This window comes from Paludibaculum fermentans (genome assembly GCF_051172195.1).
GTDB classification, from domain to species: Bacteria; Acidobacteriota; Terriglobia; order Bryobacterales; family Bryobacteraceae; genus Paludibaculum; species Paludibaculum fermentans_A.
This window is the reverse complement of sequence record NZ_JBPJAQ010000001.1, coordinates 4,269,962-4,285,631: the sequence shown is the minus strand read 5'-3', so window position 1 is coordinate 4,285,631 and position 15,670 is coordinate 4,269,962. Positions and strand designations below refer to the sequence as shown.

Here is a 15,670-nt window from a genome sequence, read left to right as displayed (position 1 = left end):
AGACCGAGGCGGCCAGCGTGCCCGGAACGTTCGCGGCAGGTTTCCCTGCCCTGGCAGGGTTGGCTTTACAATTCCTTGCAGAACGGCATTTGACTCCGAGCCGCAATACTTGCACAATGCAAACAGTGCCACGACCTGAGACGAGTAAAGCTGATTCCAGAATGGGGTATCAGGCGAGGACATTGCAGGCCTGCCTGGCGAAGCTATTCGAGCCTCCGATCGAGATGCTGGACGGCCACCCACTACCGAATGTCGAGCTCTCGCCCAGGGAAGTCAGAGTCCTGTTTCTGCTCGGGGCCAGGGGCGAGATGATCATGACCGATCTCGCGGCTGGCTTGCCGGCCCCGCTGAGCACGGTGACCAGGATCATCGACCGTCTGGAAAGCAAGCAGTTGGTCCAAAGGGCCCGTTCAACAGACGACCGGCGCATCGTGGTCGTTCAGCAGGCCCCCAAGGGCAGACTGATGCACGATCGTTTCCTAAGCTCGCAGCTACAGGTAGCGGAACGGATGCTCGAACCACTGAGCAATGGCGAGCGCGAGATCCTCCTCGAGCTGCTGGGCAAGCTTACGACCCAGCTCTGAAGCTGGAACGGAGAAACAACAGTTGGTGACGATCCAGTGGTGAGAGCATCCAACTAGTTGCACAGTGCAATAGTTGCGGAATCAGGAGGACCGGGAGAGGCAATGAGAAGAATCGCGCTGCATATGTTGATGGGCGACACGGGAAAGTACTTCGGCATCGTCGCCGGCGTGATGTTCGCATCTCTTCTGCTGGTTCAACAACTGGCCATGTTCGCCGGCATCATGCAGCAGATGTACTCGGGCATCAGCGCCGTGAACGCGGATATCTGGGTGATGGACCAGAAGGTGCGGTATATCGACGATTCCCAACCGATGACGGATGGTCAGTTGGGGCGAGTGCGCAGCGTCGAAGGCGTGGCCTGGGCAGTCCAATTGTACAAAGGCAGCGTACAGGCGAAGCTGGAGGACGGAACGAACATCGGGGTGGCGCTGTACGGACTCGACGATACGACGTTCATCGGCGGTCCGGCGCGGATGGTCGAAGGCAAGCTCAGTGACCTGCGGCAGAGCGAGGCGGTGGTGGTCGATGTGATGAGCGCGATGGACAAGCTCGCGCACGTCAACAAAGATGGCACCAAGACGCCGCTGAAAGCCGGCGAAACGCTTGAACTCAACGATCACCGTGTGATCGTGGCCGGCTTCTGCGAGGTGGCGCGCGGTTTCCAATCCATGCCGGTGGTTTACACGACCTACAACCGGGCATTGTCCATCGTGCCGTCACAGAGGAAGAACCTCTCCTATATATTGGCTGCTCCTCAAAGGGGCCAGTCGGCCGCGGCCGTGGCGGCACGGGTTGGCCGCGTGACTGGACTGGCCGCCTATACCTCCGAACAGTTTGTTGCCAAAACTCTGAACTACTTCCTCACTGAGACCAGCATCGTGATCAATTTCGGGCTGTCGGCATTCATCGCCTTCCTGATCGGGACGCTGATTGCGGGGCAGACCTTCTATAACTTCACGATGGACAATCTCCGCCACTTTGGCGCGTTGAAGGCGATGGGCGCGGGCAACGGCACGCTGCTCTCCATGATCCTGCTGCAGGCGGCGCTGGTGGGCGCGCTCGGATACGGGACCGGCACCGGGCTTGCGTGTCTGATGGGGCTGGCGATGCAGGACAGCATGGTGAGTTTCACGCTGCCATGGTACGTGCTTGTAGCAACCGGCGTGGTGGTTGTCGGAATCGTGACGATTGCAGCGGCTGTGAGTTTGAGGAAGGTGATCCGGCTGGAGCCGGGCATCGTGTTCAGGGGCTAGTCATGAAAACAAATGGCGAGAGCGCGGTGGTGTGCCGCGGGCTGAAGAAGGTATTCGGCACCGGAGCCGCGGAAGTGCATGCGTTGCGCGGAATCGACCTTGAGGTGCGGCAGGGTGAGGTGATGATGCTGGTGGGTCCGTCGGGCTGCGGCAAAACGACCTTGATCTCAACGGTGGCGGGCGTCCTGGATCCGAGCGAAGGCGAGTGCTTCGTGTTTGGGAGTAATCTCAACGCCCTGAGTGACCGCAAACGCACGCGTTACCGGGGCGAACACATCGGATTTGTGTTTCAGCAGTTCAACCTGATCGGATCCCTGTCGCTGCGTGAAAACGTGGCCATCCCCCTGCTGCTGAATGGAGCTGGATATGGGGAGGCTCTACGCAAGGCGGACGAAGCGCTGAAGAAAGTGGAGTTGAGCGACCGCACAGACGCCCGGCCGGCGAGTCTGTCCGGCGGACAGCAGCAGAGGGTCGCCATCGCGCGGGCGATCGTCCATGACCCCAACCTGATCGTTTGCGATGAGCCGACCAGCGCGCTGGATCACGTCACCGGCCAGCATGTGGTGGAGTTGCTGCGGTCAGTGGCAACGGGCGAAGGGCGTGCGCTGATCGTAGTGACGCACGACAGCCGCATTTATCAGTATGCCGATCGCATCGCGCAGATGGACGACGGCAGGGTTCAGAGGGTTTTCAACTCACATCAGGAGTTTCTGGCGTCGGAGAGGGTTCAATGATTCGTAAATATGCACTTCCGGTTTTGGCCGTGGCGGGGCTGGCCCTGGGCCTGTTCATGGTGAGGGCGACTTCCAAACCGCCAATGAAGGCGCAGCCCGTGGCCGAGCCGTCCCAGGCGCCGTTTCCGGCCTACGTGTCGGGCGCCGGGCTCATCGAGGCATCGACAGAGAACGTCAAGGTCGGCAGCTCCAGCGGCGGCCTGGTGACGCGGGTGTTTGTGAAGGTTGGCGACACCGTTCGCAAGGGACAACCCTTGTGGCAACTGGACGATGGACCGAAGCGAGCTGAGATGGCCCGCTACCAGGCGGCGGTGGAGTCGGCCTCGGCGACGCTCGAGAAGCTGCGCGCGGGCAACCGTCAGGAAGAGATCACCAAGCAGGAACAACAGGTGGCGCAGAGCAAGGCTCAACTGGACGACGCGCGAGCCCAGCTAGCGCTGCGAGAGTCCGCATACAAAGATGACAACCGCGCCATCAGCCTGGATGAGGTGAACCAGTCACGGAACGCGGTAAGACAACGCGAGGCCGCATCTGCTTACCAGCAGACGGAATTGGATCGCCTGAAGAGAGGCACATGGGCCCCTGAGATCCATGTGCAGCAGGCGGCCGTGGAGCAGGCCCGCGCGCAGGTGACGCAGACGCAGGAGGAATTGGAGCGGCTCACCGTGCGTTCGCCGCTGGATGGGGAAGTGATGCAGGTGAAGATCCACGCCGGGGAGTATGCACCGGCCGGCCAGACCGATGATGCGTTGATGCTGGTTGGCAACAACGACGTTCTCAACGTCCGCGTGGATGTGGATGAGCAGGACGCCTGGCGGGTGGAACGCGGGCAGCCAGCGGTGGCCTTTCCGCGCGGCCGCGCGGATTTCAAGGTGCCGCTGACTTTTGTTCGTGTCGAGCCCTATGTGGTCCCGAAGAGATCGCTGACCGGCGCGGCGACTGAACGCGTGGATACGCGGGTGTTGCAGGTGGTATATTCGCTGCGGCAACCCGAGACCTTCCGCCTGTATGCAGGGCAGCAGATGGATGTGTATATCCAGGCGAATCCGCTGCCCGATCCCGGTGCGCGGCCATCGCAGAGCCAGGCTCCGGCGATGGGAGGCAGGCCATGACGCGGCGATGTGTGGTTCCGGCGGTGGTGGCTCTCTGCCTACTGGCGGGCTGCGCCGTGGGACCGAAGTATCGAGCTCCTGTCGTGAAGACCCCGGAAGCATTCTCGCAGGCGCAGGGGCAGAAGCCCGCGGCGGACGTGGCGGCCCTGGCTGACTGGTGGCGGACGTTTCAGGACCAGAAGCTCTCGTCGCTGGTTGAACGGGCAATCAGCAGCAACCTGGATGTGAAGGTGGCGAAGGCGCGTCTGCTGGAGGCGCGCGCAACATTCAGGAACACGCAGGCCAGCAAGCGGCTGCCCGCCGGCAATGCGAACTTCAACTACTCGCGCAGCCGGACGAGTTCCGACAACCCGCAGATTCCGAAATTCGGCGGAGGGACGCTGATTCCCACGACGTACAGTTCTTACCAATCGTATCTGGACGCCAGCTATGAGCTGGACCTCTTCGGCGGGGTCAGGCACCAGATAGAGGCAGCGAGCGCGGACGCGCAGTCGTATGAGGACAGCTTGCGCAACACGCTGGTCAGCGCCGTGGCCGAGGTGTCGAGGGATTATCTGCAGCTTCGCCAGTACCAGGAGCAACTGGCGGTGGCGCGGCGAACGGAAGCCACGCGCAAGGACACGCTCAGGATCACGGAGGTGCGCTACAAAGCCGGCCTGGTAACTGATCTGGACGTGGCCAATGCGGCGGCCAGCCTGGCGCAGACACAGGCCTCCGTTCCAACGCTGGAGGCGAACGCATCCCAGATGGTCCACGCAATTTCTGTCCTGCTGGGCGAGAATCCGGCCGCCCTCGCAGCCGAACTGAACGAGGCAAGTGGTATTCCAGCCTCACCGAGCGGGATCCCGGTGGGCTTGCCCTCGGACCTGTTACGACGGCGTCCCGACATACGGCAGGCAGAGCGGAGCCTTGCCGCGGCCACGGCGCGGGTGGGCGTTCAGGTGGCAAGTCTCTTTCCGTCCATCAGCCTGACGGCGCAGTATGGGGGCCAGACGGGCGACGCCCTGCATCTCGCGAATGCGGCGGCCCGGTTCTACACGCTAGGTCCCCAGATCAAGTGGGGGCTGCTCAACTATCCCGCGACCAAAGCCAACATCCGAACGTACGAGGCCAGGCGCGATCAGCAGTATCTGACGTACCAAAAGACAGTGTTGACCGCGTTCCAGGATGTCGAGAATGCCCTTGCCTCGCATCGGGCAGACCAGCAGCGGCTGGCCGCATTGGAGCAGCAGGTGAGTCAACTGCAAAAGGCGGCGGCTCTGGCGATGAACCGGTATACGCACGGGCTCACGAACTTTCTCGATGTGCTGGACGCGCAACGCTCGTTGAACACCGCGGAGGATTCGGTGGTTCAGAGCCGGGCGGCGGTGAATATTGATATCGTGTCAGTCTACAAAGCGCTTGGCGGCGGCTGGGAGCAGAACGATCCAGTGGCCGACAACCGGAGCGGAAGGAGACAAGACGTCAGCCGCTAACCATCCAAGATACGCCGGGCCGAGTCCCGGAGGGCCCGCCAGGGCATTTGAAGCAACTCACGGAAAGATAACGCGGTGACCGCGGGAGTCACCACGAAGGCCGGTTTTCCTGTTATGTGACACCGATCGAAAAGGAAGAAAACAATGCGAATCAAAGCGGTCATTCTGATGCTCACGATGGCGCTCTCGGCTTTTGCGGCCGATGTCGCCGGTAAATGGAAGGCAACCATGGAAGGCCCCAACGGGTCGATGCAGCTCACGTTCGACCTGAAGGTGGACGGGAACAAGATCACGGGGAAGGCCACCGGAGACATGGGCGAGATGAAGATCACCGACGGCACAATCGACGGCGATCGCATCAGTTTCGCGATCGAAACCGAGCAGATGAAGGTCGTGCACAAGGGGACCGTTTCGGGCGATGAGATGAAGCTGAAGGTGGAGGTGGGCGACAACAGCATGGAAATGGTGGCAAAGCGCGTCAAACCTTGACTGGAGGCTCATCATGAGGACAGGAATCGCCGTATTGCTGACGGCCTGGATCTCTCTTGGCGCACAGAACAAAGACATCTCGGGAACATGGGTCGCCAAGCAGAACAGCCCCATGGGCGAAATGGAAATCGTCTATGAGTTGAAGGTCGAAAAGGGCAGGATCACCGGAACGCAGCGGATGCCCTTCGGCGACTTCCCGATTACCGGAGGAAAACTGGAAGGCGACCGCTTCGAGATGACGGTCGAAACAGAATTCTTCGGAAACGTGCAGAAGCGAGTGGTGAAAGGCAAAATCGCAGGGGATGCCTTGGAGGTGGAACTGGCCATGCCGGCGCCGCCTCCGGGCATGGCCCAGGGCGGGCCGGGCGGCGGTCCTCAGGGTTCGCCGTTCGGAAGCGCCACGGTGACGGCGCGCCGGGGAACGCCCACGCCCTCCAACCGGGCGCCTGGTATCGATTACAGCTCCCTCCCTAAGGTTGCATTGCCCACAATCAAAGAGCTGCCCCGGAACGGCCTCGCTCCGACACCGCCCATGGGCTGGAGCAGTTGGAACAAGTTCGGAGCGAAGATCGACGACAAGACCATCCGTTCGGTGGCGGACGCCATGGCGGTTAACGGGATGAAGGATGCCGGCTACATCTACGTCAATATCGACGATGGCTGGCAGGGAAAACGGGGGGAGGACGGCGTTCTGCAGCCGAACTCCGGATTCCCCGACATGAAGGCGCTCGCCGACTACGTACACGCGAAGGGGCTGAAGTTAGGGATCTATTCCTCTCCGGGACCTCGGACTTGCGGCGGCTTCGAGGGTAGCTATGCTCACGAGGAACTCGATGCCAGGACATGGGCCGCTTGGGGTATTGATTACCTCAAGTACGACTGGTGCAGCGCCTCACGAATCTGGAAGAACGAAGATATGCGGGCTGTATACCAGAAGATGGGCGAGGCTATTCGCGCCACAGGCCGTCCGATGGTGTACGGCCTCTGCCAGTATGGGCTCGCGGAGGTGCAGAAGTGGGGTCCATCCGTGGGCGCCAACCTGTGGCGGACTACGATGGACATCCAGGATCGCTGGCAATCCATGGCGGACATTGGCTTCTCGCAGAGCGCACTCGCCGAGTTTGGCGGACCGGGCCATTGGAACGATCCCGACATGCTGGAGGTCGGCAACGCGCATATGACGACGACAGAGTACCGCACACACTTCAGCCTGTGGGCCATGCTCGCCGCGCCGCTCATCGCGGGGAATGACGTGCGAAACATGCCGGCCGAGACCAGGGAGATCCTGCTGAATCGCGAAGTGATCGCGATCAACCAGGACAGCCTGGGTCAGCCGGCCAGGAGACTGCGCAAAGAGGGCGATACAGAGGTCTGGTCGAGACCACTGGCGGGCGGAGCGTATGCCATCGCCCTGTTCAATCGAGGCCAGGCGGACGCCGCAGTCCCGGTGCGATGGAAGGACCTTGATCGGAACACGCCCTTCCACTTGCGCGACGTTTGGAGACACGAGGACCTGGGTCGAATGGTCGATCAATTCACGGCCACTGTTCCTGCGCATGGAACCGTGCTGGTTCGCATCACGCCCTGATTGACGGCCGGAACCGCGTGTGTTCGGCTCTCTCCGCCCGGATCAGGACCCCGTTTCCAGCACCACCCGGAACCGGGCTTTGCCGCTCATCATGCGCTCGTAGGCGTCAGCCGCCTTCTCCAGGGGATACTTCTCGATCAAGGGGAGCACGCCGCTGATTTCACTGAACTTGAGGGTGTCTTCTGAGTCAATCGACGTACCGCTGGGCCATCCGCGAATCGACTGGCGTTGCAGGACGAGCCCGAGCACCGAGGACTGGATGGGCTTGCCGGGCACGCCGAGGATCACGAATTCGCCCTTATAGCCGAGACCGCCCATGGCGGCCGACATGGCATCGGCGTCGGTGACGGTGGCCAGGATAACGCGGGCTCCGCCGAGTTTCTGGAGCGCCGCGGAGACATCGGTGGCGGTGCTGTCGATGTAGTGACGAGCGCCCAGCTCTCGCGCGAACTTCTCCTTATCCGCTCCGCGAGCAATGGCGACGGTGTTGAAGCCCATCTTCGCGGCAAACTGCACACCCAGGTGGCCCAGGCCGCCCATGCCCAGAACGGCGACCGTATCGGGTGGTCTCGCTCCTGTGTTGCGCAGCGAGTTGAAGGTGGTGATGCCCGCGCAGAGGAGAGGGGCGGCCTCGGCACTGGCGAGCGAATCGGGGATGGCGGCGAGGGCTTCGGCCGGCACGACGACATAGTCGGCATAGCCGCCGTCGTAGGTGAGGCCCGGGATCGAGGCATTCTGGCAGGCGACATGGTCGCCGCGCCGGCAGGGTTCACAGCGTCCGCAATGGCCGCCATACCAGCCGATGCCGACGCGTTGACCGATGCTCCATTGGGGCACGTCGCTGCCCACCGAATCCACAATTCCGACGATTTCGTGTCCGGGCACACGCGGGTATTGAACGAAGGGCAGGAGGCCGCCGACAGTGATGGCATCACTGTGACAGACGCCACACGCCTGGACGCGCACCCTCACTTCCCGGGCGGCCGGATCCGGCACTGTCCGGTTGACTATGGTGAGGGGCCCGCCTGCTTTCTGCACCTCTACGTATCTTGCTTCCATTTGTAAGGTTCCTTCCCTGGGAGTGCTTCACGGACGGGCAAGCATTCCGGATTGCGCTGAGAGGTTGGATGCGTGGGCGGAGGGATTGGCGACAGGAATCCGGGCGGGGTGGCGTGGGCGTGCGCCAGGCAGATCAAGATCGAGGCGGCTTGGGGGTAAGTCGAGCGGAGGGGAATGGCGGGCGGTGGAGCAGGGAGCCAGCCAGGATCGGCCAGCTCCCCATTTCGATTCGAACTAAGAGCAGCCGGACGTGCCGCCGCAGTTCTCGCACTTGTAGCACGAGCCGTTGCGGGTCATCAGGCCCCCGCACTCGGAACACGCCGGAGCGTCCTGCATGCCGTCGGCCGGAGAGAATTGCAGCTTCTGCTGCGGTTCCGGCTCAGTCGGGCGCAGCTTTGTGCTGAGGCCCGCTTCGTTCTCCACCGTGTTCGGCCCGATGAACTTCAGGGCGAGCCAGCGGAAGATGTAGTCCATGATGGACTTGGCATACGGGATGTTCGGGTTGCCGGTGTAGCCCGAGGGCTCGAACCGGACGTGGCTGAACTTATCCACGAAGAACTGGACGGGCACACCGTACTGCAGGGCATAGCTCACCGTGGTGGCGAAGCTGTCCATGAGCCCCGAGATGGTGGAGCCTTCCTTGGCCATCGTGATGAACAGTTCGCCGGGCGTCCCGTCTTCGAACATGCCCACCGTGATATAGCCTTCGTGGCCGGCGATGGAGAACTTATGGGTAATCGACTGCCGTTCGTCGGGCAGCTTCCTGCGCAGCGGACGGTAGACGATGCGCTCCTCGATGCGGGCCGGAGCCGGAGCGGGCATCGCCACCTGGGAGGCGATCGACTTCTTCTCGCCCTTGCTGCTGCCGGAGCTGAGCGGCTGGACGCGCTTCGAGCCATCGCGATAGATGGCCACCGCTTTCAGGCCGAGCTTCCAGCTTTCGATGTAGGCGCCCATGATGTCCTCGACCGTGGACTCCTCGGGCATGTTGATGGTCTTGGAGATGGCACCCGAAATGAACGGCTGGACTGCGGCCATCATCCGGATATGACCCATGTGGTGGATGTAGCGCGTGCCCTTGGGCGACTTGAACGAGCAGTCGAACACCGGCAGGTGCTCGGCCTTGAGTTCCGGCGCACCTTCGATCGAGCCCGTGGTGTCGATGTGGGCGACGATCTTCTCCACCTGTTCAGGGGAGTAGCCGAGGCGGATGAGCGCGGCCGGCACAGTGTTGTTGACGATCTTGATGACGCCGCCGCCGACCAGCTTCTTGTACTTGACCAGGGCGAGGTCGGGCTCGACGCCGGTGGTGTCGCAATCCATCATGAAGCCGATGGTGCCCGTGGGGGCGATCACCGTGGTCTGGGCATTGCGGTAGCCGGTCTTCTGGCCGAGGTCGTAGGCCTGTTTCCAGGTCTCGCTGGCCGCCTGGAACAGCGGCTGGGGCACCAGTTTGGAATCGATGCCGCTGACTTGCGCGCCGTGCATCTTGATCACTTCGAGGAAGGGCTCCTCGTTGATGGGGTAGCCGGGACACGGCCCGACCACTTCGGCGATGCGGGCGCTGGTGAGATAGGACTGGCCGCACATCACAGCGGTGATGGCGCCCGCCCAGGCACGGCCCTGGTCACTGTCGTAGGGCACGCCCATGGACATCAGCAGGGAGCCGAGATTGGCGTAGCCGAGGCCCAGCGGGCGGTAGTCGTGCGAATTGCGTGCAATCTTTTCAGTAGGATAGCTGGCACTGTCGACCAGGATCTCCTGGGCCAGGATCACCGTGTCGACCGCATGCCGGAAGGCTTCCACGTCGAAGGTGCCGCCGGCGCTCACAAACCGCATCAGGTTCAAGGACGCCAGATTGCAGGCCGAGTCGTCGAGGAACATGTATTCCGAACAGGGGTTCGACGCATTGATGCGGGCCGTGTTCTTCGACGTATGCCACTTGTTGATGGTGGTGTCGAACTGCATGCCCGGGTCGCCGCACTGCCAGGTGGCCTCAGAGATCGAGCGCATCAGGTCGCGGCCGCGGAACTTGCGGACGTTCTCGCCGGAGACGACGGATTTGGTCCACCAATCGGTGTCGTCCACCACGGACTGCATGAAGCTGTCGGTGGCGCGGACGCTGTTGTTCGCATTCTGGAAGAAGATGGAGGCATAGGCCTCGCCGTCGAGCGACTGGTCGTAGCCTGCGTCGATCAGCGTGTGGGCTTTGCGCTCTTCCTTCGCCTTGCACCAGATGAACTGTTCCACATCGGGGTGTTCCGCGTTCAGAATCACCATCTTGGCCGCGCGGCGCGTCTTGCCGCCCGACTTGATGACGCCCGCAAAGGCGTCGAAACCCTTCATGAAGCTGAGGGGACCGGAGGCGCGGCCGCCGCCCCACAGCAGTCCGTTTTCTTCGCGCAGGGTCGACAGGTTCGTGCCGGTGCCGGAACCCCACTTGAACAGCATGCCTTCGGTCTTCGCGAGATCGAGAATCGACTCGAGCGAATCCTGAACGGAATTGATGAAGCAGGCCGAGCACTGCGGCCGGTGGTTTGTTTTGTCGAGTTTGTTGATCGAATCGGTCGACTCGTCGTAATACCAGCCGTAGCCGCGATTCTCTTCCTTCACGCCGACGTTGAACCACACCGGGGAATTGAAACAGGCCTTCTGGGTCAGCATCAGATGCGCCAGCTCGTTCCGGAAGTTGGCGGCGTCCTCGAGGGAGCGGAAATAGCGGCCTTCGATGCCCCACTCGCTAATGGTGTCGACTACGCGATGAATCAACTGGGCGACCGAGCGCTCCCGCTCCGGCGTGCCCATCTTGCCATGGAAGTACTTGGAAGCAACGATGTTGGTGGCGGTCTGCGACCAGGCCTCCGGAACTTCGAGGTCTTTCTGCTCGAAGATCATCGCTCCCTTGTCGTTACCGATCGAAGCCGTCCTCAGTTCCCACCTTACTTCGTCGTAAGGTGTCCTACCCGCCTCCAACCTGGCAGTGAAATAGCGGGGGAAACTGAGACCGGTCCGTTCCTCCTTCCGCAAATTGCGGCGAAAAGTTTTGATGTGAGCGCTCAAGTCCACACTTAGCTGGCCCATCGGTGGCTCCTTGTTTTTATAGAGAACAATACTCCCCGGCAAGTGGCTCAGAAGACACTGAAATCGTTGGGGGGCACTCGAAACAATACCCCAATATGTTGTGGGCGGTCAATACTGCAATCCATAGATCGTGTGCATGTGCTTGATAGCGCTGGTGATCGAATTTCATGAAAGTGTGACATTCGGGGGCGGCGCTGGTCGGGCTTTCAACGTAGCGTACCCTAGGGCAAATCTGCACATCCGACGATAGCCCCAACGGCGGTTCACTCCTCGAATTCCGCCCATCCTTAAAGTAAAGGATGCGGGGTGGGCGGATAGGTGTTCAACTCAAACCGGCTTTGACGGTGCTACGGCCGCCCGGGTATGGCGCGCCTGCCTGTGGGAGGAGTAAATTCGCGGATCTTCGGCGTTTTAGCGCCTTGGAGGCATACTTCACCCTTGGGTAAGATAAACTATTCTTCATCGGGGTGAGGATCCCGATCCACGACAGTCCTCAACCCAGGTTCGTCCCCTGGGTTCGCGCCACCACCCCAAAACCAACCGTTCATCTGAAGTATGGAAGCAGAGAAGTCAATCCGCATCCTGAGCGTGGAGGATCACCCCATCTTTCGCGAAGGACTGGCGACCATCCTGGCCTCGCAGCCGGACATGACCCTGGTCGCGAATGCGTCCACGGCGCGCGAGGCAGCTGAGATGTTCCGGCTGCACGAGCCGGACATCACGCTGATGGACGTGCGGCTGCCGGGGGAAACGGGGATTGACGCGCTGATCGCCATCCGTTCGGAGTGCCCGCAGGCCCGCGTCATCATGCTGAGCAGCTCAGAGGGAGACGGTGAAATCGGGCGGGCTCTGCGCGCTGGAGCCGCCGCCTATCTGCTGAAGAGCGCTCACAAGAACACCCTGCTGGACGCCATCCGGACGGTACACTCCGGCCAGCGGCACGTGCCGCCCGACGTGGCCGCCCGGCTGGCGGAGTTCCTGGGCGATGAGCATCTGACTGAGCGGGAATTGGACGTTTTGCGTCTCGTCCGCGACGGCAACCGGAACAAAGAGATTGCCGCAGCCCTGTTCATTTCGGAAACAACGGTGAACTACCACATCAAAAACGTGGTGGAGAAACTGAGCGCAAATGACCGGACCCACGCTGTCGCCATTGCGTTAAAGCGCGGATTGCTGATGGATTCGCCTTGAATCCCATGCAAGCTACCAGCACCCCGGGTGGGCGGCTGGGCGCCTGGCTGGCACTGCTGCTGATTCTGGCCACCGCTCCGTGCTTCGCCCTGAACCCGGCTCGCCGCTTGACGCAGTACGCACACACAGCCTGGCGGATTGAGGACGGCGCCTTCGGGGCAACGCCGAACACCCTGGCGCAAACAAAAGACGGCTACTTGTGGATTGGGACCGACGCCGGACTCGTTCGCTTCGACGGTAACCGGTTTGTCCAATGGGAGCCGCCGGCCGGGCAACGCCTGTTGAATTCCAGTATCTTCTCGCTGCGCGGCGCCAGCGACGGCAGCCTCTGGATCGGATCGGGCTCAGCCTTGTCCCGTTGGCGGAATGGCAGGCTGACCAACTACACAACCGGCCGGGGCCACATTAACGCCATCGAGGAAGATGCGGATGGAAACGTGTGGTTTGCCCGTTCGCGTCCGCAGGAGCCAAGCGGCCCCATCTGCCGCACCGAGGGGGACAAGGTCCGGTGTTTTGGCCGGGCTGACGGGGTCCCGTTCAGCCTGGTGGTGCCGATGAAGCGCGACCGCAACGGCGACTTCTGGGGTGGTGCCCCGGAGGGAGTGTTCCGCTGGCGGCCCGGCTTCGGCGAAGTTCATCTGCGGGATCGGGTGCCGGCGGGCGGCGGGCTTTCCGGTGTTTCCTGCGTGGCCGTGGAACCGGGCGGAGTGGTCTGGGCCGGAATCGAGAATTCCGGGACTGGGCCGAGTCTCCTGAAGCGGGAGCACGGGGTTTGGACCGGGGTCCACCTGCCCGCCGCGGCGGGCAGCCAGGTGGAGGTCATGGCACTGCTGGTAGACAGCCATGGCGCAGTCTGGGTGGGGACAACCGCCCACGGACTCTACCGTCTGCAGGCCGGGCAAATCGAGCATTACGGCCCGGAAGATGGGCTCTCCAGTGCCAGCGTGAACGATTTCCTGGAGGATCGCGAGGGCAATCTCTGGATCGCGACCTCCAATGGCCTCGACCGCCTGAGAGACCTGCAAATAACGACTTACTCTATCCGGGAAGGCCTGACGGCGGAGAAAGCGAGCTCCATCCTCGGCACGCGGGACGGAAAAGTCTGGATTGGCAACGGCGGCGCGCTGGAATCGATTCAGGACGGCCGGATTCTCGCAATCCAGGCCCGGAACGGCCTGCCCGGCCGCAGGGTCACCTCGCTGCTGGAGGACCCGGCGGGCCGCTTGTGGGTGGGCGTGGATGGCGGTTTGTTCATATTGGATGGAGGCCGCTTTCGGAATGTTCCAGGGCTGCACGGTCCGGCATTCGGCACGGTATGGGTGATGGCGGCCACTTCCGAGGGCGACGTGTGGGCCGAGGTCATCGCTCCGGCGCGACGCCTGGTCCACATCCGCAACGAACGGGCGGTGGAGGAGTTCGAGGCCGGGCGGGTGCCTGCGGCGCGCGGCTTGGCCAGCGCCGGCGGTGGAGCGTTGTGGCTGGGCCTGCAATCCGGTGAACTGGCACGGCTGAAAGAGGGCCAGCTCGCGAGATTCGCGCTGCCGGCGCAGGCCACGGGCGATCCTCTGCCCGTGCGCGAGGTAGTACCCGATACTGACGGATCCGTCTGGATTTCCAACCCCCAGGGACTCATCCGCTGGAAGAACGGAGTCGCCAGAAGGATGGGGACGGCCAACGGGCTGCCCTGCAGCCGCGTCAACGGTCACTTACGGGATCCCCAGGGCCGGTTGTGGATCCTCTCCGAGTGCGGGCTGCTGCTGTTGACCCGGGAGGAGGTGGAGCGGTGGTGGGCCCATCCTGACGCCATTCTGCAGGTGCGCACTTTTGACGCCCTGGACGGCGCCCGCCCCGGGCCGGCGGCTTTTGCGCCCTCGATTACACGCTCGACCGACGGCCGGATCTGGTTCGTCTCAGACAAATTCGTACAGGTCCTGGATCCCGCTACGCTGGATACCCCGGCGCCTTCACCCCCGGTTCACATTGAGCAGACCTTCGCCGACCGCCGCCCCTACGCGCCCAGGCAGGGCCTGGAACTGCCGGCGCTGACCCGGGAATTGCAGATCGACTACACGGCCGTCTGTCTCGCCCTGCCGCAAAAGGTACGGTTTCGCTACATGCTGGAGGGGCAGGATACCGCATGGCAGGAGCCCGGCACCCGCCGCCAGGCATTCTACAGCCGCCTGGGTCCCGGCACGTACCGTTTCCGCGTGATGGCGAGCAATCCGGAGGGTGTCTGGAATGAGGCCGGCGACAGCCTGAGCTTTTCGATCCGGCCGGCGTACTACCAGACGCACGGTTTCCAACTGGCGATCGCTCTGCTGCTGCTGGGCAGTGCGTGGCTGGGCTACCGGTTCCGGATCCGGCAGATCGCCGCCGGCCTGAACGCGCGCTTTGCAGAACGGCTGTCCGAACGGACGCGGTTGGCCCGCGAACTGCACGATACTCTACTGCAGACCATCCAGGGCAGCCGGATGGTGGCCGACGACGCTTTGAGCGACCCCGAAGACACGGCCCGCATGCGCCGCGCGCTGGAGAAACTCTCCGGCTGGTTGGCACAGGCCACGCGGGAAGGCCGCGCGACGCTGAACGAACTGCGCGTCTCCACCACGCAGACCAATGATCTGGCCGATGGGCTCAGGCAGGCTGCCGAAGAGGCGCAAATGCCCGCGTCGATGCAAGTCGTGCTCTCGGTGGAAGGCGAGGTGAAGCAGATGCACCCGATCCTGCGCGACGAACTCTACCGGATCGGCTGCGAGGCCATTCGCAATGCCGTGAAGCACTCGGGCGGCAGCAAAGTGCAGGTGGAACTGAACTACGGAACAAACCTCGAGCTGAAAGTGCGCGACAACGGCAAAGGGATCCCTCGAGAGATTTCGGAACGCGGCCGGGAGGGTCACTTCGGGCTGGCGACGATGCAGGAGCGCGCGGAACGGATCGGCGGCAGGCTGCGCATCTTCAGCACTCCAGGGGCAGGCGCGGAAGTGCAACTCGTGGTCCCGGGGCAACTGCTGTATACGGAACCGGGGCCCGCGCGCAGCCGCCTCACCACCCGGCTCAGCCATCTCTTGCGGCGCGGCAAGCCGCCCGCCGGCCGTCCCTGACG

General features: G+C 62.7%; 11 protein-coding genes. 9 read left to right on the top strand and 2 right to left on the bottom strand.

Annotated elements, in window-relative coordinates:
- Positions 1 to 161 precede the first annotated feature (161 nt).
- The 7 genes from ACR9Y2_RS17320 to ACR9Y2_RS17290 all read left to right on the top strand — a co-directional run bounded on the left by ACR9Y2_RS17320 (position 162) and on the right by ACR9Y2_RS17290 (position 7,236).
- Entirely contained in the window at positions 162 to 584 is a 423-nt protein-coding gene (locus ACR9Y2_RS17320) for a MarR family winged helix-turn-helix transcriptional regulator (RefSeq protein WP_435042737.1), read from the top strand.
- 102 nt (positions 585 to 686) lie between these two features.
- Complete coding sequence (locus ACR9Y2_RS17315; protein WP_435042735.1) at positions 687 to 1,838, top strand: ABC transporter permease; 1,152 nt, start codon at positions 687 to 689, stop codon at positions 1,836 to 1,838.
- Between the two features lie 2 nt (positions 1,839 to 1,840).
- Complete coding sequence (locus ACR9Y2_RS17310) at positions 1,841 to 2,572, top strand: ABC transporter ATP-binding protein (RefSeq protein ID WP_435042734.1); 732 nt, start codon at positions 1,841 to 1,843, stop codon at positions 2,570 to 2,572.
- Positions 2,569 to 3,684 (top strand): HlyD family secretion protein, encoded by a 1,116-nt coding sequence (locus ACR9Y2_RS17305; protein WP_435042733.1) that lies wholly within the window; start codon positions 2,569 to 2,571, stop codon positions 3,682 to 3,684. Before ACR9Y2_RS17310 ends, ACR9Y2_RS17305 begins: the two co-directional genes overlap by 4 nt.
- On the top strand, positions 3,681 to 5,159 hold the full coding sequence (locus ACR9Y2_RS17300) for an efflux transporter outer membrane subunit (protein ID WP_435042732.1): 1,479 nt from the start codon (positions 3,681 to 3,683) through the stop codon (positions 5,157 to 5,159). Before ACR9Y2_RS17305 ends, ACR9Y2_RS17300 begins: the two co-directional genes overlap by 4 nt.
- Before the next feature lie 144 nt (positions 5,160 to 5,303).
- Positions 5,304 to 5,648: a hypothetical protein gene (locus ACR9Y2_RS17295; RefSeq protein WP_435042731.1), complete on the top strand. Its 345-nt coding sequence runs from the start codon at positions 5,304 to 5,306 to the stop codon at positions 5,646 to 5,648.
- Between the two features lie 13 nt (positions 5,649 to 5,661).
- Positions 5,662 to 7,236, top strand: a complete 1,575-nt coding sequence (locus tag ACR9Y2_RS17290; RefSeq protein WP_435042730.1) for a glycoside hydrolase family 27 protein — start codon at positions 5,662 to 5,664, stop codon at positions 7,234 to 7,236.
- Positions 7,237 to 7,278: 42 nt separating this feature from the next.
- Here the strand turns inward: ACR9Y2_RS17290 and ACR9Y2_RS17285 are convergent, their stop codons facing one another.
- Both ACR9Y2_RS17285 and ACR9Y2_RS17280 read right to left on the bottom strand, forming a co-directional pair.
- Entirely contained in the window at positions 7,279 to 8,295 is a 1,017-nt protein-coding gene (locus tag ACR9Y2_RS17285) for an alcohol dehydrogenase (RefSeq protein ID WP_435042729.1), read from the bottom strand.
- 234 nt (positions 8,296 to 8,529) lie between these two features.
- The gene (locus tag ACR9Y2_RS17280; RefSeq protein WP_435042728.1) at positions 8,530 to 11,376 is read right to left on the bottom strand and encodes a vitamin B12-dependent ribonucleotide reductase; all 2,847 of its coding nucleotides are present in this window, start codon (positions 11,374 to 11,376) and stop codon (positions 8,530 to 8,532) included.
- Positions 11,377 to 11,931: 555 nt separating this feature from the next.
- Between ACR9Y2_RS17280 and ACR9Y2_RS17275 the strand changes: the two genes are divergently transcribed.
- Both ACR9Y2_RS17275 and ACR9Y2_RS17270 read left to right on the top strand, forming a co-directional pair.
- On the top strand, positions 11,932 to 12,567 hold the full coding sequence (locus ACR9Y2_RS17275; RefSeq protein ID WP_435042726.1) for a response regulator transcription factor: 636 nt from the start codon (positions 11,932 to 11,934) through the stop codon (positions 12,565 to 12,567).
- Between the two features lie 5 nt (positions 12,568 to 12,572).
- Positions 12,573 to 15,668: a ligand-binding sensor domain-containing protein gene (locus ACR9Y2_RS17270; RefSeq protein ID WP_435042725.1), complete on the top strand. Its 3,096-nt coding sequence runs from the start codon at positions 12,573 to 12,575 to the stop codon at positions 15,666 to 15,668.
- The last annotated feature ends 2 nt before the right edge of the window (positions 15,669 to 15,670 follow it).